Below are 24,090 nucleotides of genomic sequence, written 5' to 3' on the forward strand. Positions count from 1 at the left end.
GTGCTGCTACTCCTTGGCCAGCAGGGCGTTCATCTGCGTGGCGAGTTCCTTGGCGGCCGCCTCGACCGCGACCTCACCGGTGTAGGCCTTGGTGAGCTGCTTGAACTCCTCGTCGTTCCAGGCCGCGGTGTTGCGCGACACCGGGTAGGGCACCGCGTAGGCGACCGCGTCGAGGAAGACCTTGCCCTTGAACTGGGAGTTGGCGGCCAGCCAGGCGTCCTGGGTGCCGGTGTACGCCGGGATCGGGCCCTTCTTGCCGAGGATCTCGGCGGCGGGCTTGGAGCCGAGGAACTTCACGAACTCCCAGGCCTGCGCCGGGGCCTTCGTCTTCGCCGACACCACGTTGGCCAGGCCGTGGATGATGGTGGCCTGCTTGACGCCGGCCGGCAGCGGGGCCGCGTCGACGCGGGTCTTGGTGTACTCGTTCTTGCCGAACTCGGCGACGTTCCAGGAGCCGCCCCAGTACATGGCGAGCTTGCCCGACTCGAACAGCTGGAGCGGGGCGGTGTCGGTCATCGTCTTGAGGTCCGGCGACTGCTTGTTCTTGATCAGGTCGGTCCAGAAGCGCAGGCCCTCGATGGTGGCCGGGTCGTCGAAGCCGGACTTCTTGCCGTCGGCGGAGATGACGTTGCCGCCGGCCTGGTAGATGGTGTTGTAGTAGTACTCCTGGCCGGCGAGGTTCGCGCCGACGGCGTACACGCCCTTGGCCGGGTCGGTCAGCTTCGCGGCGGCGGCCTTGAAGTCGGCCCAGGTCCAGCCGTCGGCCGGGTACTTCACCCCGGCGGCGTCGAAGAGCTCCTTGTTGTACCAGACGCCGACGGTGTCGAAGTCCTTCGGCAGGCCGTAGACCTTGCCCTCGAAGGTGTAGAGGTCGACCAGGGCCTTCGGGTAGACGCCCAGGTCGAGCTTCGCCTCGGCGACCTTGTCGGCCAGCGGCATGATCACACCGTTGTCGGCGTACAGCTGGATGTTGGGTCCGTTCATCCAGAACACGTCCGGGGCGGCTCCGCCGGTGACGGCGGCGCGCAGCTTGGTCCAGTAGTCGGCCCACGGCGTGAGCTGGACGTTGATCGTGATGTTCGGGTGGTCCTTGGTGAAGGCGGCGGCGAGCTCCTCCATCACCGGGACCTGGTTCTTGTCCCACACCGCGTAGGACAGGGTGACCTTCTCGTCACCGGCAGCGGGCTCTTCGCTGCCACAACCCGCGGCGGTCACGGCGAGGGCGGCGGCCAGAACCGCGGCCGCGCCGACCCGCACTGCTTTCCACATCTGAGGAACCCTTCTCGCAAGGAAGTCATCGGGGATCTGGGTCACATGTGCTAGCCCAGTATTAATGGAGTCCTTAATAAGTTTGTCAAGACCCGTCCCCGGGCTCCGCTGTGCCGAGGCCTCAACGTGCTGGTCGGACGGGTGCGGCCACTCCGGTGCGCACGTCGAACAGGTGCTCCTGCAGGTGTTCCAGCGAGAGTTTCACCGCGCCGAGCGCCACCGACTCGTCGCCGAGCGTCGAGGTGACGATCTCCGGGATGCGCACGCAGCGCTTCTCGATCTCGCGGCGCAGCGGTTCGAGCAGCACGTCGGCCGAGCGGGAGAAGCCGCCGCCGAGCACCACCAGCTGCGGGTCCAGCGCCAGGACCAGCGCCGACGCGCCCAGCGCCAGCTCCTTGGCGTACCGGCGCACCACGGCCACCGCCTTGCGGTCGCCCTCGCGGGCGCTGGCGAACACGTACCCGGCCAGGTCGTCGGGGTCGGTGCCGGCGGGCGCGCCGGTCCACGAGCGCAGATGCTCCTGCGCCCGGATCCAGCCCAGCTCGGGCAGCGCCCCGATCTCGCCCGCGGCCTGCGCGAAGCCCCGGTGCAGCTTGCCGTCGATGATCAGGCCGGTGCCCGTACGCAGGCCCGCCAGCAGGTAGACCACGTGCTGGGCGTACCGGGCGACCCCGCGCCAGGTCTCGGCCAGCGCGGCCAGCCGGCTGTCGTTCTCGACCAGCACCGTGCCGCCGACCAGCCGCCCCACGTGCTGGGCCAGCTGCACCCCGGTCCACTCCGGGAACGCCACCGAGAGCACGACCCGGCCCGCGGCGTCGACCAGGCCGCTGGTGCCGACCGTGGTCGCCCAGATGTCCGCGCCGGTCAGCCCCGCCACGGACAGGCACTGCGCGATGGCCGCGTCGACAGCGCGCAGGCGCTCGGCCCGGCCCGCGGTGATCGCCACGGGCACGCGGACCGTGTGCCCGACCTCGCCGTCCAGGTCGGCGGCGAGCACCCGGATGGTGTGCCCGCCGATGTCCACGCCGAGCACCCGGCCGGCGTCGGAGCGGAACCGGTAGCGGCGGGCCGGGCGGCCCATCACCCCGGGCGCGGGCTGCACCTCCTCCAGCCAGCCCTGGCTCTGCAACTGCAGCACCACGTCCTCGGTGGAGGGCCGGGACAGGCCCGTGTCGCGCGACAGCTCGGTCAGCGTCAGCGCCGGGCGGCCACGCAACACGTGCACCACCGCAAGGGCGTTGAGCTGCCGCAACCGGGATAGATCCCCACCTGCGAGCTGTTCGGTCACCACCGGCCCCCTTTTGCGCACCGCGTTGCCATGTTACTAATTATGGAGACCTTCAAAAGTAACTCCTCCACGGGATGGCTGAGATGACTGTAGACGGGGTGCGGCTGGTCGTGGCAGGTGCCGGACTGCGCGGCATCGGATACGCCCGCCGCGCGGCCGCCACGGGGGCGGCCCGCGTGGTGGCCGTCGCCGAACCCGACCCCGCCCGGCGTGCGGCCTTCGCCGCCGAGTTCGGGGTGCCCGCCGACCAGGTCTTCACCGACTGGGCCGAGCTCGCCGCGGCCGGGCCGCTGGGCGACGCCGCGGTGATCGCCACCCAGGACCGCATGCACGCCGACGCGGCCGTGGCCTTCGCCGCGCTGGGATATCACATACTCCTGGAAAAGCCGATGGCCACCACCGAGCCCGACGCGCTGCGCATCGCCGCCGCCGTCGAGCAGGCCGGGGTCATGCTCGCCGTCTGCCACGTGCTGCGCTACACGCCCTACACCCGGGCGCTGAAGGGGCTGCTCGACAGCGGGGCGATCGGCAAGCTGGTCAACGTGCAGCACCTGGAGCCGATCGGGTGGTGGCACTTCGCGCACTCGTTCGTGCGCGGGCACTGGAACAACTCCGAGACATCCGCGCCGCTGCTGCTGACCAAGTCGTGCCATGACATCGACTGGCTGCTGTACCTGATCGGCACGGCCCCGAGCCGGGTCAGCTCGTTCGGCGGGCTCGCCCACTTCCGCCCTGAGCAGCGCCCGGCCGAAGCCGCCGACAACTGTCTGGACTGCCCGCTCGAACGGAGCTGCCCCTACTCCGCGCCCCGGCTCTACCGGTCCTGTCTGGGCGATCCGGCCCGGGAGTTCTGGCCGCTGTCGGCGGTCACCACCGACCACACCGAGGCCGGCATCGACGCCGCGCTGCGCACCGGCCCGTACGGGCGCTGCGTCTACGGCAGCGACAACAACGTCGTCGACCACCAGGTCGTCGCGATGGAGTTCCCCGACGGCACGACCTGCACCTTCACCATGACCGCGTTCACCCCGATGGAGCACCGCCGCACCCGGCTGTTCGGCACCCACGGCTACGTCGACGGCGACGGCCGCCTGCTGCACGTCACCGACTTCCGCACCGGCGAGCAGCACACCGTCGACACCGGGACCCTCGACGGAGCCAGCGCGGGCGACGGCCACGGCGGCGGCGACGAGGGCATCATGGACGCCTTCCTCAAGGCCGTGGCCAGCGGCGACGCGTCGGCCCTGCACTCCGACGCGGCCGCGAGCCTGGCCAGCCACCGCGTCGTCTGGGCCGCCGAACAGGCCCGCACCTCCGGCACAGTCCTCCCGTTCCAGGCCGACGCGAGCAGCTGACAGCGGTCGGGTTCCGCCTCGCGCGGAACCCGACCGGCCCTACCGGCGGGCGCGGGGGCGTGGCAGGTGGGCCGCCATCCGGCCGGACGTGGTCGAGGTGCTGGTGAGCAGGCGCTGGAAGGCGACGAAGAACAGCAGCACGGGCAGCAGGGACAGCACGCACATCGCGAACATCGGGCCCGGGGCGCTGAGCCCGCCCGCGATCGCGTACTGGTGCAGCCCGGACGGCGCTGTCGAATCCTCCACCATGGGCAGGTAGACCAGCTGCGGGAAGAAGTCGTTCCAGGTCCAGATGAACGTCAGGATCGCGGTGGCGGTGATCGCGGGGCGGCTCAGCGGCAGGATCACGTGGCGGAACAGCTGCAGCGGGCTCGCGCCGTCGGTGCGCGCGTACTCGTCGTAGTTCTCCGGCAGCGACCGCAGGAACTGCACGATGAGGAAGATGAAGAACGAGTCCGTGGCGAGCAGCTTCGGCACGATCAGCGGCAGCGCGGTGTTCAGCCAGCCGAGCTCCCGGAACAGCATGTACTGCGGCACCATCAGGACGTGCTGCGGCAGCAGCAGCGTGCCGATGACGACGGCGTACCAGAACCGGCGCAGCGGGAACCGCAGCCTGGCGAAGGCGAACGCGGCCAGCAGGCAGGTGACGACGTTGCCGACCACCGCCCCGGCCGCGACCACGGTGCTGTTGCGGAAGAACGCGCCGAAACCGACCCCGTTCACCCCGGACCAGCCGGCGGTGTAGTTCGACCAGGTGAACTCCCGCGGCCACAGGCTCAGGCCGGTCGCCGCCTCACCCGCCGAGCGCAATGACGACGCCAGGATCCACAGCAGCGGGTAGAGCAGGACCAGCACCACCGCGACCGTGGCGACGGCGGCGGCGGCGCGGGCGAGACGGCCGGGGCCCGGTGCGGCGACGGCGGGCGCGGTCACGGCCGGCCTCCCGGGTAGTGGACCCACCAGCGGCTGGTCCAGAAGATCAGCCCGGTCAGCGCCCCCACGGCGACCAGGAACACCCAGGCCATCGCCGAGGCGTAGCCCATCTCCAGGCCGGCGAACCCGCGCAGGTACAGGTACAGCGTGTACGTCAGCGTCGCGTCCTCGGGACCGCCGCCGCCGTCGCCGAACACGAACGCGGCGGTGAAGCCCTGGAACGCCGCGATCGTCTCCATGACCACGGTGAGCAGGATGACCGGGGACAGCGTGGGCAGCGTGACGCTGCGCAGGATCCGCCACCGGCTCGCGCCGTCGATACGGGCCGACTCGGCGTAGTCGGCGGGGACCTGCCGCATCGCGGCCAGGTAGATCACCATGGGTCCGCCGAACTGCCAGGCGGCGAGCAGGATCAGCGTGAACAGCGCCGTGTCCGGCTCGGTGGCCCAGGACCGGTCCGGCACGCCGAACATGCCGAGGACCTGGTTGACCGCGCCGCCGCTGCCGAACATGGTGCGCCACGTGATCGCCAGCGCGACGCTGACGCCCAGCAGGGACGGCAGGTAGACCAGCGCCCGCAGCGTGCCCGCGCCACGGCGGCGGCCGTTGAGCAGCGCCGCGACCGCGAACGCGACGACCAGCTTCAGTGGCACCGATACGGCGACGAACACGACCGTGACCTGGACCGAGCGCCAGTACCGGGGGTCGGCGGTGAACATCCGCTCGTAGTTGGCCAGGCCGATCCAGTCGAGCTCGCCGGTGATGACGTTGTAGTCGGTGAAGCTCAGGGCCAGGGAGTACAGGACCGGCGCGACGATGATCGCGGCAAGTCCCGTCAGCCACGGGGTGAGCAGGAGGTAGCCGGCGACGCTCTCCCGGTGCAGGAGGCTGCGCCGGGGCCTGCGGTGCGGCAGGGGCAGCGGTTTGGTCCAGAGCCGGGCGACGGGCTGTTCAGCGACGGGCACTGCCTGCTCCTCAGAATCCGAAGTGGAGGTAGGCGTCGGCGTTGGCCCTGGTGACCGTCTCCGAACTCAGCACGATCTCCTTGGGCACCTCGAACTCGGCCAGATCGGCCAGGCCGCGCCCCTGCGCGATCAGCCTGGCCAGCAGGATCGCCGACGACGCCATGGACGGGCTGTAGGTGACCGTGGCCTCCAGCACCGTGCCACCGGCCTTGATCGTCTGCATCGCCTGCCGCGATCCGGCCCCGCCCACCATGAAGAACTCGCCCCGCTTGGCGGTCTCGACGGCGGCCAGCACGCCGACACCCTGATCGTCGTCGTGGTTCCACAGGGCATGGATGTGCGGCAGGGCCTGCAGCAGGTGGGCGGCCTCGCGCTGGCCGGTGTCGGCCGTGAACCCGGCCGCACGCCGGTTGGCCACCGACAGCCCGGCCGCGGCCAGCGTGTCCTTGAACCCGCGGGACCGCTCCTGCGTCAGTTCGAGGAAGTCCAGCCCGGCGATCTCCCCGATGACCGGCCGGTCCACCTTCCGCGTCGCCAGCCGCGCGATGATGTACCGGGCGGCGGCCACCCCCATGCCGTAGTTGTCGCCCTTGATCTGCAGCCGGAACGCCGCGGGGTTCGGGAAGGCCCGGTCGAGGTTGACCACCGGCACGCCGGCGCGCATGGCCTCGACCCCGAACCCGTTGAGCTCCTTGCCGTCGTACGGCAGCACGACGATCACGTCCGGCCGCTCGGCGATCAGGGTGGACAGCGCCGCGCGCTGGGCTGCGGCGTTCGCGCCCGCGGCGACCATCTTGAACTCGACGTCCGAGAACGTCCGGGCCTGCCGCCTGGCGTTGTTCGTGATCGCGGCCAGCCAGCCGTGGTCGGCCGCCGGCGCGGAGAAGCCGATCACGACCCGTTTTCCGGGCGCGCCGTTCAGGCCGACGGCGTCGCCGACGAGTGTCTGCGCCGCCGGTGGACCGTCCCCTCCGGAGCAGCCGGCCAGCAGCGCGGTCGCCCCGAGGGCGACCGTGCCGGCAAGGACCGTACGACGCGAATGGCCTGCCATGACGGGCTCCGATTCATCAGGATCGAGGCGCCATCGCGGCTGCGCCGACGGCCACGGGGCACCGGGCCGACCGACCTTGATCAGGTCAGACTCGGCTGGGTGTCGCACACGTTACGAGCTTCCCCACACCGTGTCCATATCTTCTACTGGAAATGTTCGAACTTTTATATTGATCGACAAAAGTGGGAGCCGGCCTGGGCTGATCTGCCAAGGTCGAATCCCGGGCACGACCGCATTACGCTCTCTCCACCACGAAGGAGGCACCATGGAGATGAGTCCGCAGCTGCCCCGACCGCAGCCCCGTCACCCGGTCGCCCCGTACGAGGTTGAGGTGCGGGTCTTGCCGGTGCTGGCCGTCGTGGAGACACTCCACAGCCTCGACCAAGCCGAGGGCGAGGCGTGTCTGGCGTGCGGCGCCCGTGGCGTGGATTCCGCCCGACCCCACTACTTGGACACTCTTGTGCCGGTCGGCCGGGAGCGACGCCGAGGCACCGTGTTCACCGCTCATCGGGAGTGCCTACCATCGTGGCTGGCCCGGTGGTTCCGCGAGGGCGACGAGCTCAAGATGGCGCATCTCAACTTCTACCACCTGCGGCAGCAGGTGGCCGACGAACTGCTCGGCGGGCTGGAGCAGCGACTTCGGGAGTACGGCGAACAGCCCGCCGGGAAACGTCCCAGCCGAGAAGTAGTCGAATGGGAGTGCGCCGTCATCCGTGAAGCCGCGCTGTCCGTGCGGTTCGGCGACCCGGACGAACGCTGACGGCGCTCGCACTCAGGCGTCGCGGGCGGCGAAGAAGCGGGCCGCGACGGCGGTGTGCAGGCTGAAAGCCAGCGGGGTGGCGGCCGTGACCAGTTCCCAGCCCGCCGATTCCGCATTGGCGACCGGCGCGGGCAGGTCGGCGACGTCACGGTGCGGCAGCAGGCCGAACACGAGCAGGGTGCCGTCCGGAGCGCTGAGGGTGTCGTACAGGCTCACGTCAGCCTCGTCGGCACGGATGCCCGTCTCCTCCCACAGCTCCCGGACCACCGCCGCCTGCCACGACTCGCCCAGATCGATGAACCCGCCCGGCAGCGCCACCCGGCCCGCCCCGGGCGGGATGATGCGCCGCACGCCGAGCAGCCCGTCGCCGACCGGCAGCACGGCGACGGCGACCGGCACCGGATTCACGTAACTGATCTGCTCGCATGCCGCACACCGGCGCGGCCAGGCCAGGTCGGGCACGTAAGCGGTGCCGCAGTAGGAGCAGTGCGAGTGACGTTCCGGCATGCGCGCAACGCTAGTACGGCCACGCTCGCCGCCACTTGCCGGCTCGACACGCCCATTTGTTGATCTTAGGCGACAAAACATGGCGCAGGTGTAGCATATGAACATGACGACGCCCGGCCGCAAGATGAGCATCTACATCCCTGGTGACGTCCTACCCGATGTCGAGGCCGCCGAGAACGCCAGCGCGCTGATCGCCGAGGCGCTGCGCATGGCCAAACGCCGCAAGCAGCTGCACGAGACCATGCGCCGGGCCGGCTATCTCGTGACCCCCGAAGGCGTGACGAGAATGCGTGACCGGGTCGCCGCGCTGGACGCCCGGCGGGCGGCCGAGCGGTGACGGACGAGCTGTCGGAGCCGTCGATCCGGGTGGTCCTCGACGTCACCGCGCTGACCGCGTACGCGCGACTGACCGGCATGGCGGTCAGCGAACTGCTCGCCATGGTCGAGGAGGAGTCCGCCACCAGCCTGGTGGGGGTGCCCGCGGCGCATTTCATGGAGGCGCACCGGCGGCTCGACCAGGACGAGCGCGAGCGGCTGGTGGACCTGCTCACCCGTGCCGATGCCGTCGTGGTCCTGCTTCCGCTGCTCGGCGTCGACGCGGTCGAGGCGGCCGGGCTGGGGCACGGGATGGGCCACGCCGTGCTGCTGGCCCGCCGCACCGGGGCTTACCTGGCCACGTACGACGGGGACGAGGCCCGGCGTCACCTTCCGGACGACGGCGTGCTCGATCTGATGGACAAGTAGTCAGCCCGTCTCCCCCAGGGAGACGGGCTGTATCACGGTGTGCGCCGAAGTCACCCGGCCAGTACCGCCGCGAGTCCGCGTGCCTCGGTGACCAGCCTGCTAGCACCGCCGCGAGCCGCGACCGCGTCGACCTCCGCGATCGGACCGCGTACGCCCAGGGCACGCGCGCAGCGGGCGGCGACCTCGACCACGTCGGCGACGCCCTGCTGCGGCTCGGCGCGCAGCAGGGCGGGCAACGCGGCGCGGCACAGTTCCCACACGCCGGCCACCGCACCGGCACGCGCGGCGTCGTCGAGGGTCACCGCCGCCCGTTTGACCTTCACCAGTCCGTTCGAGCCGAGCCAGCCGAACTCCCCGCCGACCGCGGCACGGTCCAGAGCCGCGTCGAAGCCGACGAGGGCGTCGACGGCCGCGACCCGGTCGGACGTGTGTGCGGCCGCCAGCGCGTACGCGACGGCCAGCGTCACCGCGGGTCCGACCGGTCCGCTCGTCTCGGCGAGCATCGGCAGCAGCATCGCCCCGCCGCGACCCGAACCGCCGTCGGCGCTCGCCGCGATGCTCGGCAGCAGCCAGGCGGCGGCCGCCTCACGATGCGAAGGCAGCATCGCCGCCCACGTGGCCGGGTCGCCCGGTGACCGGTAGCCCGCACGCTGGGGCGGGGTGAGCGTGAACAGCTTGCGTTCGATCGGGCCGGCGTCGTCCGGCGGGGTCAGCGACACCACGGCACGGGCGGCCGGGCCGGTCCCCCACACACTCACGGTCTGCACCTGGCGGCGGGTGACCGGGTCGGGTTGGCCGCGGCGCAGGCGCCGCGCGAAGGCGAGCCCGGCCGGTGAGCGCAGCCGCTCGGCCGCGGCGATCGTGGCCGGGTCGATGTCGCGGGGCAGTCGCAGCAGCGCCTGGGCCAGGTCGGCAGGCCACGGCTCGTGACCCGTCTGCTCGTAGCGGGCCAGCCGGTCGGCCAGCGCGGCCGGGTCGAGGTGCCCGTTGGCCTCGGTCGGTGTGGCCAGCAGGACGGGCACCGGTGCGGCCGGGCCGTGTACGGCGATCTCGGCGAGCCGGTGCTGCAGCAGCCAGGTCGGGTCGAAGTCGCCGTGCGGGTGCAGCGGTGCCAGCGGGCCGCCGGTCTGCATACGGCGCTGCACGTCGGCGACCGCGGGCCGGGCCTCGTCGACGAGGTCGGGCGAACCGGCGAGCATGGCCAGCGCGCACCAGGTCAGGGCCTGTTCCACGGGCGGGTCGAAGCGCGTCTGGTCGCGGTGGCGCGCGACGACCGGGCTGAGCGCCGCCGCGGCGGCCGAGCGGTCCGCGGCCGCCAGTGTCACCAGGCCTGCGAGCACTCGTTCCAGGGTCGCCGGGGATCGGTCGCCGTGCAGCAGCGCGGCGGTCTCCTCGGCGAGTTCGGCGATCGTGTCGATCCGGTGCAGCGCGGCGACCTGCGGGGTGGGTGCCGGGTGCGGCTGTAACGGCTGCTCGGTGGTCGCCGGCGCTTCGAGCAGCGCCAGCAGTTGGGCGCGGTCGGCCGGGCGGCGGCGGGCGGCGGCTCGCAGCCATACCTGCTGGGCTTGTCGCAGTTTCTTCTCGTCCCGGGCGAGCATGGTCGCGGAGACCTCGCGCAGGGTGTCCAGGTCGAGCAGACCGGCCTCGTCGGCTGTGGACAGGGCGCGCTGGGCCAGGCCCGCGACGGTGCCGTGCGGCGAGTGCAGCAGCGAGAGGTAGTCGGTGAGCCCGGCGGCGAGATCGCCGGGCTCCGCAGGGACCGAATCATGCAGGCGTACAAAGGGACGGACCGCGCCCGCCGAGCCGCCGAGCAGCAGCCGGGTCCGGCAGCCCGACCGCACGACGACGGCAGCCGCCGGATCGGCGGTGGCGAGACGGCTCAGCGCGTTCTCGGTCCGGTCGCGGCCACGGGGCCTGGCCAGCGATTCGCCGAACGCGTCGTGCTGGAGCACCAGCGGCAGCAACACCGCCCGGTGCGGGCCGTCCACCAGTGCCTGCTCCCAGTCCTTGTCGCGCAGCACGTCCCACCACCAGCCCATCGCGAACGACGGGTCGGCCGGTGTCGGCAGCCCGGCCTCCCGCACGAGCGTGTCGGCCAACCGCCACTCGCCCCAGGGCCGCACGTCCAGCCCGGCCACCACACCGGCGGCGAGTTCGGGCAGCCAGGACAGCGCGCGCGGGCGCAGGACCGCGACGGCGTGCTCCGGCGACAGCATGTACGAACTGTCCCGCCACGCCTTGTGGGCGAAGACCGCGGCCGTGGCACGACGCGCGTCGGGCGCGCAGCCGAGCCCGGCCAGCGACAGGACCGCCGGTTTGCGGGGATGCCACCACGACGGCTGCCCCTCGTTGCGGCGCAGGTATGCGCCGAGGTGGCCGAACGCCGCCAGCCGCTGCGCCTCGGTGGCTTCGACCAGCCAGCCGATCACGTCGTCGGGCGAGTTGCGCTCCAATGCGGACTCCAGCGCCGCCCAGTCGCCAGGTTCCGGCGCGGCGGCAGGCGTGGTGATCGACATGGCGGGCAAGGTACACCAGCGGCCGGACATCGATGTCCACACCGGCAAACTCGGCGGTGGCTGCGGTGGGTCGGGTTTCCGCATCGCCGAGCCACCTGCGGGTCACCGAGGTCCGCCGACTCGAAGCCGCTCCAGCCAGGCCCGGCCGAGGGCGGCCCGGCCGAGCAGGCGCACGACGATCTGGCCGAGGTGTCAGCATGACGTGGTGACGATCTGGGACGAACTCACCGTGGAACAGCTCGCCGTCGTCCACACCACGATCGACGAGGCCGAACTGTGCCACGTGATCGGCGAGTGGGATCTGCGCGCCAACCGGCTGCCGTCCGGCGCGGGCCACCACCCGTCCACGCTGACCCACGAGGAGCGCTGCGCGTTGATCCCACGCTTCGCGTCGGTCGTCGCCGACATGGTCGAACGCGGACTGGTCGAGGTCCGCGAGCCCTACTACGACCAGGGCTGGCACGACGGCGACCCGATGACCCCGGCGGCGATCAGCGCCCTGCACGACCCGCACGCCTGGACCCGACACGAAGACGGCACCCACCGCACCATCTGGCTCACCGTCACCGACCACTGGCTCACCCTCGCCCACCCCGCCTGACCCACCCCTCCCCCTCGGCGATCTTGCGCGAACTGTTGCCCTTATGCCGGTTATAGGCGTGTCGTACCCACACTTGACGCAAGATCGCCGCGGCGAGGGTGGGGGGTGGGTCAGAGGTCGGGGGCGAAGTGGGTGGCGGCGGCGGTTACCGAGGCGGTGATCTCGTCTTCGGTGGCGGTGCCGGACGTGCGGACGGCGTCGGCCCAGGCCTGGATGGAGCCGCGGGAGAACTCCTGGCCGGGCACGGAGTTCTGGTCGGCCAGCGGGTCGGCGATGTGCTCGCCGCCGAGGTGGCGGGCCAGCATGAGCAGGCCCTGGTCCCAGCCGGGGCCGACGTAGAGGGCGCCTGCGCCGCTGCCGGCCATCGCGATGGGGACGGTGTGTTCGACTTCGAGGTCGGTGACGTCGGTGCCGGCTGCGGTCAGGCGGACCTCGACGATGCTGGTCGGGCCGCCGTACGTCATACGCAGCAACTGGGGCGGGCGGCACTGGAGGATGTCGCCGGAGGCCATGTTCTCGACCTGGAAACTGCCGCCCTCGTGGAAGTCGCCGGTGACGGGGGCGAACCAGCGCGGCAGGCGCTCCTTGCTGGTGATGGCGTCCCAGACGTCCTCGACGTCGGCCTGGTAGGTGCGCTTGACCAGCACGGCGGCCAGGTCGCCGAGGTCGCCGCCGTCGCGCCGGGCGACCTCGCGCCGGATCGCCTCAAGCTGCTCGGTGATGTCCTTCATCAGGTTTCTCCTTGTCTTCTGATTCGCGCAGGCGGCGTTCGCGGCGGCCCCGGGCGAGTTCGGTGCCCAGCGCGTCCAGGCGCTGGCTCCAGAACCCGCGGAAGTGGTCCAGCCAGCTGTCCACTTCCCGCAGCGGGGCCGCGTCAACCGCGTACAGCCGGCGGGTTCCCTCGGCGCGCACGGTCGCGAAGCCGTTGTCGCGCAGCACCTTGAGGTGTTGGGACACGGCGGGCTGCGAGATGCCGAACTCCGCCTGGACGACCTCGGTCAGCGCGCCGGAGGTCCGCTCGCCGCCGGCCAGCAGTTCGAGGATCCGCCGCCGGACCGGGTCACCGAGTACGTCGAAGGCGTGCACAGCCCGAAGTTACAGCCATGACTTATATAAGTCAAACCCGGTATTCGTTGAGCAGCAGGTCGAGCAGGCTGTCGGTGAGTTTCACCGTGCGGTCGGTGTCGTCGTCCAGGGCGATGACGACCACGCTCAGGCCTCGATCGGGCACCCGGGCCAGCACGTTGCGCACGCCGGGCCAGCCGCCGCCGTGCCGGTACACGGTCAAGCCGTGGCGCTGCCGCACGCCCATGCCCCACGCGTAGTCCAGCACCGTGCCGTCGTCGAGGCGGCCCGGCGCCTGCAGCAGCCCGCTGACGCCGAGCCGGCTGTCGTTCAGCGCGTCGGACCAGCTCAGCAGGTCGGCGGCGGTGCTCCAGAGTCCGCCGTCGCCCAGTGACAGCGGCGCGGGAGGGACCGGCGACAGCGGCTCCGCGCCGGGCGGAGCGGGCTCGGGGCCGTCCCAGAACCGGGTGGCCGCCAGGCCCAGCGGCTTGAGGAGCAGGTCGTCGGCGAGCGCGGGCAGGTCGACACCGGCGGCCCGGCGCACCGCCTCGGCGAGGCAGACGTAGCCGGCATTGGAGTACGTGTACGCGGTGCCGGGCGGGCGTGCGGGTTCGGGCAGGGACCGCAGGGCGGCCAGCACCCCGGCCGTGGTGCGGTCACCGGTCAGGGCGCGGTCGACCAGCTCGTCCGCGGGCAGGCCGCCGACGTGGTGCAGCAGGTGGCGCAGGCGCACCGAGTCCGCCCACGCGGGCAGTTCGGGCAGCCGCCGTGACAGCGGCTCGTCCACGGCCAGCCCTCCCTGGCGCATGACCAGTGCCACCAGTGCCGCGGTGACCTGTTTGGACAGCGAGGCGGCGTAGACGGGGGTGTGCTCGCCGAACGGCCGTCCCGCCGGGGTGCGGCCCGCGCGCGCGTAAACCGGCGGCGCGTTCCTGCGCGAGATTCCCGCGACCAGCGGCTCCGCCGGCGGGTAACCCGCGTGCCGGGCCAGCCGCCGGACCTCCTGCGCCGAGACCGGACGCAACTGCCGCGCAGGTGGGAACGAGCGACGGGACTGCTGCGGCGCCATCAGGCGCAGCCGCTGGGCAGATTCGCGATGTAGAGCATGACGATGCGCACCAGCACCCCGAACGGCACCAGCGTCAGCGCCCAGCCGGCCAGCACCGCCCATCGGTTGCCGTTGGTGCGGCGCAGCGCGCCCGCCAGGAGCACGCCGCCCAGCAGCAGGTCGAGCAGGACGGCGAGGGCCCAGCCGGCGGCCAGCCCGTCCGCTCTGTCGCAGCCCTCCAGCCGCAGCAGCGACAGCCCGCCGTAGACGAGGGCGGCGAGCACGTGCACGAGCGCGCCGATCGTCAGGCTGGCCGTCAGCCCCTGCGGTCTGGGGAGCCGGTGCACCGTGTGATCCGACACGTGTCCGCCTCATCACTGCCGTCGCGCCGGCTCCGCCGGCCTGGCCGCGTGGCAGTGTCCCACCGGCAGGTTACCGTTCCTTTACTTGTCGTCGTACAGGCCTTCCAGCAGGCGAAGGCGTTCCACGACCTCGGCGGCGAGGTCGAGGCTGGCCGGGGACAGGCCGCTCAGGCGCTGCAGGAGGCGGCGCACCTTGGTGTCGCGCAGCGCGCCGAGCAGCTCCAGTTCCCGGTCGACGGCCGCGGCCCGCTCCGGGTCGAGGAAGTACGCCACGTCGACGCCGAAGTGCGCGGCGATCCGCCCGACGAGCTCATGCCCGGGGTTGGTGCGTTTGCCGGTGCGCAGCATGCCGATGTACTGCGCGGACACGTCGACGGCGCGGGCGACCATCTCGTCGGTCTGGCGTACGCCGCCGGGTTGGATCGCGTCCAGCAGCCGGTTGTAACGCAAAGCGAACATCGGCAACACGGGGCGTGATGGCATCTGGACATCATCTGACGGGCAGGCCGGGCCGGTCATGTTCACTCCATTTAGGACACGACGCCGTCGGCGGTCCTGGTGGTCAGTCGGGCGACGGGCTCAGGTGCTGCAGCTGGTGCGCGAACGCCAGGATCACGGCGTCGAACTGCGCCTCGATGGCGGGCAGGTTGGACCGGGCCGCCTCCAGCGAGCGCAGGCAGGTCGCCAGCATGGCCACGTCGCGGGCCTCGCGCTCGCGGTCGGGGCTGTACGCGCCCCCGGCGCTGGCGCGGTAGCTGGCCGCGGCCCGGTCGGCGTCGCGGCGGGCGGCGTCGAGGATGTGCGCGGCCTGCTTCTCGGCGCTCTCCACGATGAGGCGGCTCTGCTGCTGGGCGGCGGCGATCACGGTGTCGGCCTGGGCCTGCGCGCGGGCGGTGAGGGTGACCGCCTCGGCGGCGACCTGCCGGGCCCGCACGGCCGGGTCGACGGGCTGCAGCCGGTCGCCGAGCCGCTTGACCCGGTCGAGTTCGGCCTGCTGGGCGGCGATGTAGGCGTTGAGCGCGTCGACGTCCTCGGCGAGGGTACGCCGCAGCCGGTCGACGGCCTCCTTGTCGTACCCGCGCCGCCGGCCGGTGGCGTCGGGCAGGTGGTGGCGGACGATCGACTCCGGCGTGTGCGGCACCCGCTTGCGCAGGTCCGGCTGCTCGTACGCGCTGACTGTGGTCACTGCTCCCCCTGTGCTCATCGGACCGCGGCGGTGCTCGCCGCGGGTGCCTGGGACGGCTGGTAGCGCGCGCCGTCGTAGTCCTCGAGGTGGATCTGCGCGGCGGGCACGCCCGCGGCGGCGAGCGCCTCGCGCGCGTTTCCGGCCAGCGCGGGCGGGCCGCACACGTACACCTCGCGCTCGGGCAGCCGGGTGGTGCGCAGGGCCGCGCCGAGCACGTCGTCGCCGCCGCGCTCCTCCGGGGTCACCGGCAGCACGCTCAGCCAGCGGTGCGCTGCCTCCAGGCCGCGCAGGGTCGGCAGGTCGTAGAGGTCGCCGACGCCGCGGGCGCCCGCGAACAGCTGCACGGACCGGGCGGGCACCCCGGCGGCGGTCTCGACCTCGACCTGCTCGACCAGGGCGCGCATCGGGGCCAGGCCGGTGCCCGCGGCGATCAGCAGCAGGTCGCGGCCGCCGCCCGGGGTGAGGGTGAGCCGCCGGCCGATCGGCGCGCCGAGCCGCACCTGGTCGCCTTCGCGCAACTGGTGGACCAGTGCCGGGCTGAGTTCGCCGCCGGGCTGCGCGCGGACGTGGAATTCGATGGTGCCGTCGGCCCGCGGGGTGTTGGCGGGTGACAGGAAGCGCCAGACCCGGGGCCGCAGCGGGCATTCCAGGGCCACCGACTGGCCGGGCCGGTAGGTCAGCGGCATGGTCGGGCGCACGGTGAACACGGCCAGGTCGGGGCCGCGGTGTTCGTGTTCGAGCACGTCGGCGGTCCACCAGGCGGGCTGGCTGCGGGCGGCGTGCTCGGCCGCCCGCAGCATGGTGCCCGACACCTGGTCGTACGCCGCCGACCACTGTGCGGCCAGGTCGGCGGTCCACCGATCGCCCAGGAAGTGCTCCAGGGTGGCCAGCAGCGCCTGCCCGACCTGCGCGTAGTGCGCCGCGACCACCGAGAACCTGCGGTGGTCGCGGCCCAGTCCCTCCAGGTACGGCACGGCCTGGTCGAACCGGTCGACGTGGGACACGACGTGTCCCAGCGCCTGCAGCAGCCGGTCCCGCTGGCCGGCCATGGACACCGGGAACAGGTCGCGCAGCTCCGGATACGCCACGAAGAGGAAGGCGTAGAAGTGGTGCGCGGCCCGGTCGCCGTGGGCTTGCACGGCGGCGAAGCTGGCCTGCAGGCGCTGCGCGTCCATCCTCAGACCGCCGCCGGCTCGGCGACGATCAGGGGCTGGACGCTGGCCAGCACCTGTCCGACCTGGAGGATGATGTCCATCGGGACGTGCAGTTCGAACAGCACTCCGGCGGCGTACTGCGCGACCCGCTGGTAGTGGGCCGTGCTGATGTTCAGCCGGGCGTGCGCGGGGCCGAGGTTCTCCACCGGGTATGCAGTGGGGCCGCCGAGCACGTGGGTGAGCAGCATGACCATGTGACCCTTGAGCCGGGGCAGGTCGATGCCGTCGAAGTAGTCGGCGAGCTGCTCGTCGGCGAGCAGGTAGGTGTAGAGCCGGTCCACCGCCTCCCGCACCGACGGCGCGCCGCCGATGAGGTCGTATGCGCTGGTGGCCGTGGTGGTAGCTCCTGGACTGTCTGACATCGTTCCGCCTCCGTCATCGCAGTGGTGAGCTGCGCGGAGCCGGCTTTCGCCCGGTCCGGGCCCGCACCCGGTTCGGACGTGGTGGAGCACACCGGCACAACCAGCGGTTTGCCCGAAGGCCGCCCATCAAACCACTGGTTATCCGCGCACCATCAGGATATATAGATGCGTCACTTTGGTGTCAACCAGTAGTCGGTTAATATACGGCGTGTGTTTTAGAACACATGTTCGATAATCGTCAGCCGGCGCTGGTGGCCTCGAATCGGGCGGTGAGAGTGCCGGTGATCCCGTCGGCGGCACGGGCGCCGCGCACCGTCAGCGACAGGTCACCGGTCAGCGTCGAGCAGTCCCCGGCACGCGGCGTGAACCGCCCCTGGGCCGCCAGCTTCACCGCGGGAACCTCCTGGTCGCCGACGGTTCGTTCCAGCGTGCTCGTGGTGTACGCGAAGGTCGCCGCGCCGGCCGCACCGGCCGGTGGGCCCACCCCGTCGAGGATCGCGACGATATGCCGGCCTCCCACCGTGCCGGTCAGGTCGACCACCTGCTCGACCTCGCCGCCGACGACGTTGCCACCCGCCACGACCAGCCGGAACCTGACCTGCCCGCCGTTGGGCCGCAACGTCGCCCCGGCCACCTGGACCGTGCCCGACACCGTCGCGGTGCCGGACCACTCGCCGTCGGTGAACGTGGCGCAGTCCTCCGCGCCGTGCCAGGTGGCGGTCACCGGCAGCGCCGCCACCGGCCGCGGCATCGGTGCCAGGAACGCGGCCAGGCCCTCGGGCGCACCGGCGAACACGGCCCGGAACAGCCGCAGGTCGTCCACCGCCGTGGCCTGCACCAGCCCGGTCACGGTCCGCTCGGGATCGGACGGAGCACCCGGATCCGCGACGGCCCGCATGCGCAGGGTCGCCCGCCCCGCGGTGTCGGTGACGGCGCGCTGCGGCCCGCCCCCGCCCAGCTCGACATGCCCGGCCAGCTGCGCGGGCGACGAGAACGCCAGCTCGACCGCGCCCGGCACGGAGGCGCTCGCCACCAGCAGCGGCGCGGGCCCGAAGCCCGTCGCGGCGGCCTGCGCGGTGTCCACGGTCGCGACGACGTCGAGCACGTCACCAGGACCACCGGCGCCCTGGGCCAGGCGCGCGGCCTGCGGCGACATCCGGATCCGCACGCCCTGCCAGCGCAACACCGCCTGGACGTACGCCGTCGCGGGCGCGCCGCCCAACGACAGCTCCCGCCCGCCCGCCGCGTACACCACGCCCCAGCCGGCCGCCTCCGGCGCGGGCCGCTCACCGGCCCGCTCGGGCACCCGGCTCGCCGCCACCGGGGCCACGAACCCGTCCAGCAGCATCAGCCACTCCGACAGCGCGTCGACCGAGGGCCCCAGCTCGCCGTCGCCGGAGAAGTCCACCTTGCGGGCCTGCAGCAGCCGCACCAGCCACCTGTCCCGCGCCTGCCAGTACGCCGACCGGTACAGCTCCAGCAACTCCGCCGGGGCACGCCGCACGCCCAGCGCGGACAGCCGCCGTACGAAGTCCAGCATCGGCTCCTGGGCCGTGCCCGCCATCTCGGCGAGGGTGTCCACCTGCGATTCGAGCACGTGCAACCCGTCCGGACCCGGGCTCACCCCGGCCAGCACCGGCTCGCCCGCCGGGGTGTACACGGCGACGCCCAGGTTGGCCAGCACCGACCAGGCCCCGCGGCGGCGCTCGGCCGGATCCGGCGACGCCAGCGCGGCAGCGGTCTGCTCCGGCGACAGCGCCACCCGCCCGTCGTCGCGGCGCGGAGCACCGCCGGTGCACGCGAGCAGCGGCAGCAGCAGCGCGACCGCGAGCCCGCTCACGATCGCACGCCGAGCCACGCCCGGTCCCGCCCCGGCCATGCGCCACTCCCCGTCTGGCACCCGGCCGCCGGTGGACATCCTGGGCCGTCACCGTAGTGGCCCGGAGGCCGGCCACGCCAGAGGACGCGGCGTTCAGTCTTCTTCCAGCACGGACAGGATGTTGCCCGCCGGATCCTTGAACCAGGCGATCCGCGGCCCCGGGTCGGTGTCGGACACCCCGGTGGCGTCGGTCGTCAGGTCGTCGGTGTCGTAGCGCTCGAACTCGACCCCCCGTTCCCGCAGCTCGCCCATCGCGGCCTCCAGGTGGGTGACCGGGAAGTTCAGGATGGTGTACGTCGCCGGCTCGTGATCGGGCTTCGGGTAGATCAGCACCTGACCGCCGCCGGCCAGCTCCAGCCGAAGCATTCCGCCGCCGAGGTCGGTGACCTCCAGACCCAGCGTCTCGCCGTAGAACCGCCTGGCCCGCTCGGTGTCGTCGACCGAGAACCCCGAGAACGCCCGCGTCCTGCCGAACATCGTCTGCTCCTCCTGCTGTGTGCCGATCCGACCCCGGCCGGGGCCGCCGTCATGCCGTCACGGCGTCGATCGCCGCCTGCGCCTTCGCGGTGCGGCGCACCGCCGCGGCCAGCGCCCGCTCCGCCGCCGTACGGGCCGCCCGCCGCCTGTTCGCCTCCTGCTGCGCCCGGGAACGCCGCTCCTCCAGCGCCGCCAGCGCGTCCCTGATCTCCGCCAACTCGTCGGCCCCCGCCGTCTCGGCCGCTCGCGCCCGGTCCACCTCGCCGCGCGCCCGCTGTTCGGCCTCACGCGCGGACTCCAGTTCCCGCCGCAACCCGACCGGCACCCGGGGCGGCTCGGGCGCGCGAGCTTCCCGCACCGGCCGGGCATCGTCGGCTGACCGGTCGCCCTGTGCCGCTGCTCGGCGGCCGGCGCGACCTCCGGCGGACGCGGCTGCTCCATCGTGCGCGGGCGCGGTGCGGGCTCGTGCCGTACGGGCCGGCCGACGGGGCAGCACCACCACGTCCGCGTCGTCGCCCTCGTCCTCGGTGTCAGCGCCGCCGAATGCCGAAGCCGCGCCGAATCCGGTGTACGACACCGCTTTGACGACCGTGCCCGCACGGACCTGGGCCGCGATCTCGTCATCGGCCAGCGCGGCGGCCAGCGTCTGTTCGACCTCGGCCAGCGGGAGCTTCGCCGGGCTCAACGCGGGCTGAGCACGCACCGCCAGGCCCGCCGCCTGCTCGGCCAGCGCCGACAGCAGCTCGCGGCGCCGCACGGTCAGCGCGCGCAGATCCGCGCCGCGCAGTTGCCGCTGGGCGTCGCGCAGCTCGGCGGCCAGCGCGGTCAGCTCGGCGATGCGCTCGGGCGCGCGGTGGGCCAGCAGGTTCACCAGCCACGCGGCGACGGTGGGCCGGCGCAGCCGCTTGATCGCCGTGGCCTGCGCGCCGTGCCCGGCCGCCTTGACCGCGGCCGCCGCCGCGTCACGGGCGGAGGTGAACTCCTCGGGCAGCGCCGTGTACAGCTCACGCACGGTCTCTTCCGGCACCTCGCCCACCTTGCCATGATATGAGCAGATCAGCCGGCATCCAGGTAACCGTGGGCCTGGAGCGTGAACAGCTCCGCGTACCGGCCGCCGGCCGCCATCAGCTCGTCGTGGCGGCCGGACTGGATCAGCCGGCCCTCGTGCAGCACGTAGATGACGTCGGCGTGGCGTACGTTGGCCAGCCGGTGCGTGATCAGGATGGTGGTCCGCCGGCCCTGCCGGTCCCGGATCGCCTGGAACAGGGCGTCCTCGGCGCGCGGGTCCAGCGCCGACGACGGCTCGTCCATGATGAGCAGGTCCGCGTCGCGCAGGAAGCCGCGCGCGGCGGTGATGCGCTGCCACTGCCCGCCGGACAGGTCCTGCCCGTCGGCGAAGGTGCGGTCCAGCAGCGTGTCGTACCCGTACGGCAACTGCATGATCATGTCGTGGGCGACCGCGCGCCGCGCCGCCGCCTCGACGCGCTCGCGCTGCACCGGCGCGCCCGCCTCGCCGAGGCGGATGTTCACCTCCGCGGTGAACGGCCACTTCCAGTAGTCCTGCGACACCACCACGATCCGGGCCCGCAGCCCGTCGGCATCCAGCTGCGTGAACGGCACACCGTTCCAGCTGACCGTGCCCGCCGACGGGGCGCGCAGCGCGGCGATCACCGCGGCGAGGGTGGTCTTGCCCGAGCCGTTCTCCCCCACGAACGCCACGGTCTGCCCGGCGCGCACCACCATCGACACCGCGTCGACGGCCGGGGTGTCCCGGTCCGGATAGCTCAGGCTGACCGCGTCGACCCGCAGCGTCTCCAGCTCGCCCGCGGGCAGCGAGCCGTCCGCGTCGGGCACGTGCGCCTTCGCCCGCTGCATGAACCCGGTGTAGTCGTCGAAGTGCCGGCCCTCCATGTACAGCGAGTCCACCTGGTAGGTCACCGTGGACAGCGAATGGCGGGCGGCCTGCAGCGCGATCACGGCGGTGGCCGCCGCCGACAGCGGGATCGCCCCGTCCAGCAGCAGCCAGCCGAGCAGGCCGTACACGGCCCCGGTCGCGACGCCGCCCGCCATCGCGCCGAGCGCGTTGGTGGTGGTGACCCGGCGCGCCAGGTCGAGCTGAATCCGGGTCTCGGTGTCCATGACCGTGTCGTACTGGCCGAGCAGGAACCCGCGCAGCCCGTACGCGCGCAGCTCCGCCGCGGTCATCCGGTCGGCCATCAGCCGGTTCAGGATCCACATCCGCCGCCTGCGCACCGACCCGGCCAGGTACGTCTGGTACTCCAGGTGCCCGGCCCGCAGCGCCGCCCACGCGTTCGGCACCGTGGCCAGCAGCATCGCGCCCAGCAGCAGCGGGTGCACCACGACCAGCGCCACCGCCACCGCGAGCACCCCGATCGCCCCCGCGGCCAGCGCCATCATCGCGTTGACCAGGCCGATCACCGACTCCATGCCGCGCGCGGCGCGTTCCATGTCGTCAGCGAACGCGTCCTCGTCGAACGCGTCGAGCCGCACCGCGGTCGTCGCCTCGAACAGCTGCCGCTGCACCGCCCGGTCCACCCGCGGCGTCAACCCGTTGAGGGCGTACCCGGTGGCGATGCCCATGCCCGCCCGCAGCGCCGCCGCCCCGGCCAGCACGACCAGCGCGGGCAGCGCCGTCGCCACCCGGTCCGGCGTCGGCGCGGCGGAGAACAGCCCGACGAGGACCTGCTGGGTGGCGAGCAGCCCGGCGGTCGACATGACCCCGGCCAGCACGGTGCAGGACAGCACGATCGCGGTGCGGGCCCGGTCGGCGCGCCAGGCGATGCGCAGCGCGGTGCCGACCAGCCGGGGCAGGGCCTGGGCGAGGGTGCGCAGCCCGGCGTCGGCGCGGGCACGTACCCCCTCCTCCCACCACATGGTGCGCATCTTCGGCAGGACGGAATCGGTGGCGGCCGCGCTCTCGGCGACTGTTTCGGACGGTGCGGACACAGCAGCCTCCCCTTGAGCCGCAACCCCACCGGCGGCCCGAGAAGAGCGTATGCCCGATGAGGAGTGAGCAGCCGATTCGTTCCTGTCGGAGAGGCGATGCACCGCTCGCCGCCGCCAGGCCCCATCACGGATCTTGTGCAGTTGGTGTCGCTGGAACAGCCCTGACTGCACAAGATTCACTCCCGATGGGTTTCACGGTGCCGGACCACGAGATCGGCCGCCACATCGTGGGCCAGCTCAACGCGCCCGACCCGGCCTGGTGGGACGCGGTTGCCGCGATCACCTGCCCGGTGCTGACGCTGCGCGGCGGCCCGGACAGCTTCCTGCCCCAGGACGGCATCGCCGCGATGGCGGCCCGCTTCCCGCACGGCCGCCTGGTGACCATCCCGGCCGGCCACTGCATCCACCGCGACGCGCCGGACGCGTTCCTGGAGGCCGTCCGCACACATCTGGACCACGCCGGTCGATCGGCCGCCCCGATCCGCTGACTCCGGACCGACGTCAGATGGTCACTCGGCGGGCGAGGCGGGAGCCGGCTCGCGTTTCATGAACACGTCCACCGGGTCCTCGGACTCGACCGTGAAACCGTGCCGCTCGTACAGCCGCCGGGCCGCGCTGCCCTGCAGCACCTGCAGCCGGACCACGATGCCGTCGCGATCGCACTGCTCCAGCAGCCCAGACAGCACGGCCGTGCCGGTGCCGCCGCCGTGCAGGTGCGGCGCGAGGAGGAAGTTCTCCAGCCAGTGGGCGTCCTCGGCCGGGCGCAGTGTCACGCAGCCCGCGAACGCGCCACCGACCTCGATCACCCGGGTGTGCTCCGGCGCGAACTTGTCCCGCAGCCGCTGCCGCACCCGGTGCTCGTCGTAGCGCCCGAGCCGTTCCAGGTCCGCTCGCAGCACCACTGCCCGCAACTCCGCCACCGTCTCGACATCGGCCGGTGAAGCCGGTCGGGTAGCCCAATCTCCCATGATCGCCACCCTAGCGGGCCGTGGTCAGGCGGAATCTCTCGTAGCCCAGGATCGTGATCTTCCTGGATGGATCGAGGCGACAGGGCACGACCTTGCCGGTGTCGGTGAACCCGATCCGCCGGTAGAAGGCCTGCGCGCGCCCGTTGTCCTCGTGCACCCCCAGGGTGAGCCACGACGCGTCGGTGTTGTCGCGGGCCCGCGCGATCGCGGCATCGACCAGCCGGGCCGCCAGTCCGGCCGCCCGACCTCGGTGTGCAGGCGTCACGTAGACGCCCTGGATGCAGAAAGTCTCGGGGACGACCTCCACCGGAGCGGAGCCGGCCATGCCCACCCAGCGGCCGTCGGGGGTGGCGGCGATGAACGTCGCCGTGGACGGCGAGCTCGCGCCCTGTTCCGCCTGCTGCTGCCAGGCCTCGTCGGCGAGCGCGGCGGCGTCGGCGTACGTCGTGCCGAAGGCGGTCGGTGAGTCCCGCAGGGCTTCCAGCCGCAGGGCGCGCAGCTGCTGCCATTCGCCCGGCTCGGTCCTGCGTACGACATAGGTCATGGGTCTGCTCCTGCGGGTCGGCGCTCGAA

General features: G+C 72.6%; 27 protein-coding genes. 6 read left to right on the forward strand and 21 right to left on the reverse strand.

Going from position 1 to position 24,090, the window contains the following annotated elements:
• Positions 1 to 6: 6 nt before the first annotated feature.
• Positions 7 to 1,269 (reverse strand): ABC transporter substrate-binding protein, encoded by a 1,263-nt coding sequence (locus Cco03nite_RS19150; RefSeq protein ID WP_203693505.1) that lies wholly within the window; start codon positions 1,267 to 1,269, stop codon positions 7 to 9.
• A 121-nt stretch (positions 1,270 to 1,390) separates the two neighbouring features.
• Positions 1,391 to 2,557, reverse strand: coding sequence for an ROK family protein (locus Cco03nite_RS19155; RefSeq protein WP_203693506.1), 1,167 nt, complete (start codon positions 2,555 to 2,557; stop codon positions 1,391 to 1,393).
• Between the two features lie 83 nt (positions 2,558 to 2,640).
• Between Cco03nite_RS19155 and Cco03nite_RS19160 the strand changes: the two genes are divergently transcribed.
• Positions 2,641 to 3,912 carry a Gfo/Idh/MocA family protein gene (locus Cco03nite_RS19160; protein ID WP_203693507.1) on the forward strand — a complete coding sequence of 424 codons (1,272 nt, stop codon included), beginning with the start codon at positions 2,641 to 2,643 and terminating at the stop codon, positions 3,910 to 3,912.
• A gap of 39 nt (positions 3,913 to 3,951) precedes the next feature.
• Here the strand turns inward: Cco03nite_RS19160 and Cco03nite_RS19165 are convergent, their stop codons facing one another.
• Genes Cco03nite_RS19165 through Cco03nite_RS19175 form a run of 3 tightly spaced genes read right to left on the reverse strand, consistent with a single transcriptional unit; the run spans position 3,952 to position 6,861 of the window.
• Positions 3,952 to 4,845 (reverse strand): carbohydrate ABC transporter permease, encoded by an 894-nt coding sequence (locus Cco03nite_RS19165; protein ID WP_203693508.1) that lies wholly within the window; start codon positions 4,843 to 4,845, stop codon positions 3,952 to 3,954.
• Positions 4,842 to 5,810 (reverse strand): carbohydrate ABC transporter permease, encoded by a 969-nt coding sequence (locus Cco03nite_RS19170; RefSeq protein ID WP_239167488.1) that lies wholly within the window; start codon positions 5,808 to 5,810, stop codon positions 4,842 to 4,844. Before Cco03nite_RS19170 ends, Cco03nite_RS19165 begins: the two co-directional genes overlap by 4 nt.
• 10 nt (positions 5,811 to 5,820) lie before the next feature.
• Positions 5,821 to 6,861, reverse strand: a complete 1,041-nt coding sequence (locus Cco03nite_RS19175; RefSeq protein WP_203693509.1) for a substrate-binding domain-containing protein — start codon at positions 6,859 to 6,861, stop codon at positions 5,821 to 5,823.
• Between the two features lie 265 nt (positions 6,862 to 7,126).
• Between Cco03nite_RS19175 and Cco03nite_RS19180 the strand changes: the two genes are divergently transcribed.
• On the forward strand, positions 7,127 to 7,621 hold the full coding sequence (locus Cco03nite_RS19180; RefSeq protein ID WP_203693510.1) for a hypothetical protein: 495 nt from the start codon (positions 7,127 to 7,129) through the stop codon (positions 7,619 to 7,621).
• A 12-nt stretch (positions 7,622 to 7,633) separates the two neighbouring features.
• Here the strand turns inward: Cco03nite_RS19180 and Cco03nite_RS19185 are convergent, their stop codons facing one another.
• A complete protein-coding gene (locus Cco03nite_RS19185) occupies positions 7,634 to 8,128 on the reverse strand; it encodes an NUDIX domain-containing protein (protein ID WP_203693511.1) in 495 nt (164 codons plus the stop codon).
• Positions 8,129 to 8,231: 103 nt separating this feature from the next.
• Between Cco03nite_RS19185 and Cco03nite_RS19190 the strand changes: the two genes are divergently transcribed.
• On the forward strand, positions 8,232 to 8,465 hold the full coding sequence (locus tag Cco03nite_RS19190) for a hypothetical protein (protein ID WP_203693512.1): 234 nt from the start codon (positions 8,232 to 8,234) through the stop codon (positions 8,463 to 8,465).
• A complete protein-coding gene (locus Cco03nite_RS19195; protein WP_203693513.1) occupies positions 8,462 to 8,872 on the forward strand; it encodes a hypothetical protein in 411 nt (136 codons plus the stop codon). The genes Cco03nite_RS19190 and Cco03nite_RS19195 overlap by 4 nt, the downstream gene beginning before the upstream one ends.
• A 50-nt stretch (positions 8,873 to 8,922) precedes the next feature.
• On the opposite strand, the gene Cco03nite_RS19200 is transcribed toward Cco03nite_RS19195, so the two are convergent.
• Positions 8,923 to 11,388 (reverse strand): DUF7824 domain-containing protein, encoded by a 2,466-nt coding sequence (locus tag Cco03nite_RS19200; protein ID WP_203693514.1) that lies wholly within the window; start codon positions 11,386 to 11,388, stop codon positions 8,923 to 8,925.
• Between the two features lie 205 nt (positions 11,389 to 11,593).
• Between Cco03nite_RS19200 and Cco03nite_RS19205 the strand changes: the two genes are divergently transcribed.
• The gene (locus tag Cco03nite_RS19205) at positions 11,594 to 11,989 is read left to right on the forward strand and encodes a hypothetical protein (protein WP_203693515.1); all 396 of its coding nucleotides are present in this window, start codon (positions 11,594 to 11,596) and stop codon (positions 11,987 to 11,989) included.
• 110 nt (positions 11,990 to 12,099) lie between these two features.
• Here Cco03nite_RS19205 and Cco03nite_RS19210 read toward each other — a convergent pair whose 3' ends face one another.
• The 12 genes from Cco03nite_RS19210 to Cco03nite_RS19265 form a co-directional block, all read right to left on the reverse strand.
• A complete protein-coding gene (locus tag Cco03nite_RS19210; RefSeq protein ID WP_203693516.1) occupies positions 12,100 to 12,720 on the reverse strand; it encodes an SRPBCC domain-containing protein in 621 nt (206 codons plus the stop codon).
• Entirely contained in the window at positions 12,695 to 13,075 is a 381-nt protein-coding gene (locus Cco03nite_RS19215; protein WP_203693517.1) for an ArsR/SmtB family transcription factor, read from the reverse strand. Before Cco03nite_RS19215 ends, Cco03nite_RS19210 begins: the two co-directional genes overlap by 26 nt.
• Positions 13,076 to 13,106: 31 nt before the next feature.
• Positions 13,107 to 14,123 (reverse strand): serine hydrolase domain-containing protein, encoded by a 1,017-nt coding sequence (locus Cco03nite_RS19220; protein ID WP_203693518.1) that lies wholly within the window; start codon positions 14,121 to 14,123, stop codon positions 13,107 to 13,109.
• Positions 14,123 to 14,464: a hypothetical protein gene (locus Cco03nite_RS19225; protein WP_203693519.1), complete on the reverse strand. Its 342-nt coding sequence runs from the start codon at positions 14,462 to 14,464 to the stop codon at positions 14,123 to 14,125. Before Cco03nite_RS19225 ends, Cco03nite_RS19220 begins: the two co-directional genes overlap by 1 nt.
• 81 nt (positions 14,465 to 14,545) lie before the next feature.
• Positions 14,546 to 14,947 carry a helix-turn-helix domain-containing protein gene (locus Cco03nite_RS19230; protein ID WP_203693520.1) on the reverse strand — a complete coding sequence of 134 codons (402 nt, stop codon included), beginning with the start codon at positions 14,945 to 14,947 and terminating at the stop codon, positions 14,546 to 14,548.
• A gap of 79 nt (positions 14,948 to 15,026) precedes the next feature.
• On the reverse strand, positions 15,027 to 15,650 hold the full coding sequence (locus Cco03nite_RS19235) for a DivIVA domain-containing protein (protein ID WP_203693521.1): 624 nt from the start codon (positions 15,648 to 15,650) through the stop codon (positions 15,027 to 15,029).
• A 14-nt stretch (positions 15,651 to 15,664) separates the two neighbouring features.
• The gene (locus Cco03nite_RS19240; RefSeq protein ID WP_203693522.1) at positions 15,665 to 16,825 is read right to left on the reverse strand and encodes a globin domain-containing protein; all 1,161 of its coding nucleotides are present in this window, start codon (positions 16,823 to 16,825) and stop codon (positions 15,665 to 15,667) included.
• Between the two features lie 2 nt (positions 16,826 to 16,827).
• Positions 16,828 to 17,226 (reverse strand): group I truncated hemoglobin, encoded by a 399-nt coding sequence (locus Cco03nite_RS19245; protein ID WP_203693523.1) that lies wholly within the window; start codon positions 17,224 to 17,226, stop codon positions 16,828 to 16,830.
• Positions 17,227 to 17,464: 238 nt separating this feature from the next.
• On the reverse strand, positions 17,465 to 19,066 hold the full coding sequence (locus Cco03nite_RS19250; RefSeq protein ID WP_203693524.1) for a hypothetical protein: 1,602 nt from the start codon (positions 19,064 to 19,066) through the stop codon (positions 17,465 to 17,467).
• Between the two features lie 132 nt (positions 19,067 to 19,198).
• A complete protein-coding gene (locus tag Cco03nite_RS19255) occupies positions 19,199 to 19,582 on the reverse strand; it encodes a VOC family protein (RefSeq protein WP_203693525.1) in 384 nt (127 codons plus the stop codon).
• 49 nt (positions 19,583 to 19,631) lie between these two features.
• Positions 19,632 to 20,618: a serine/threonine-protein kinase gene (locus Cco03nite_RS19260; protein ID WP_203693526.1), complete on the reverse strand. Its 987-nt coding sequence runs from the start codon at positions 20,616 to 20,618 to the stop codon at positions 19,632 to 19,634.
• 20 nt (positions 20,619 to 20,638) lie between these two features.
• A complete protein-coding gene (locus Cco03nite_RS19265) occupies positions 20,639 to 22,486 on the reverse strand; it encodes an ABC transporter ATP-binding protein (RefSeq protein WP_373314275.1) in 1,848 nt (615 codons plus the stop codon).
• Positions 22,487 to 22,734: 248 nt separating this feature from the next.
• Here Cco03nite_RS19265 and Cco03nite_RS19270 point away from each other — a divergent pair, with 248 nt between their 5' ends.
• The gene (locus Cco03nite_RS19270) at positions 22,735 to 23,037 is read left to right on the forward strand and encodes an alpha/beta fold hydrolase (protein ID WP_203693564.1); all 303 of its coding nucleotides are present in this window, start codon (positions 22,735 to 22,737) and stop codon (positions 23,035 to 23,037) included.
• 21 nt (positions 23,038 to 23,058) lie between these two features.
• Here the strand turns inward: Cco03nite_RS19270 and Cco03nite_RS19275 are convergent, their stop codons facing one another.
• Both Cco03nite_RS19275 and Cco03nite_RS19280 read right to left on the reverse strand, forming a co-directional pair.
• A complete protein-coding gene (locus tag Cco03nite_RS19275) occupies positions 23,059 to 23,517 on the reverse strand; it encodes a GNAT family N-acetyltransferase (protein ID WP_203693527.1) in 459 nt (152 codons plus the stop codon).
• A 10-nt stretch (positions 23,518 to 23,527) separates the two neighbouring features.
• Positions 23,528 to 24,061, reverse strand: a complete 534-nt coding sequence (locus Cco03nite_RS19280) for a GNAT family N-acetyltransferase (protein WP_203693528.1) — start codon at positions 24,059 to 24,061, stop codon at positions 23,528 to 23,530.
• Between the last annotated feature and the right edge of the window lie 29 nt (positions 24,062 to 24,090).

This window comes from Catellatospora coxensis (genome assembly GCF_016862635.1).
GTDB classification, from domain to species: domain Bacteria; phylum Actinomycetota; class Actinomycetes; order Mycobacteriales; family Micromonosporaceae; genus Catellatospora; species Catellatospora coxensis.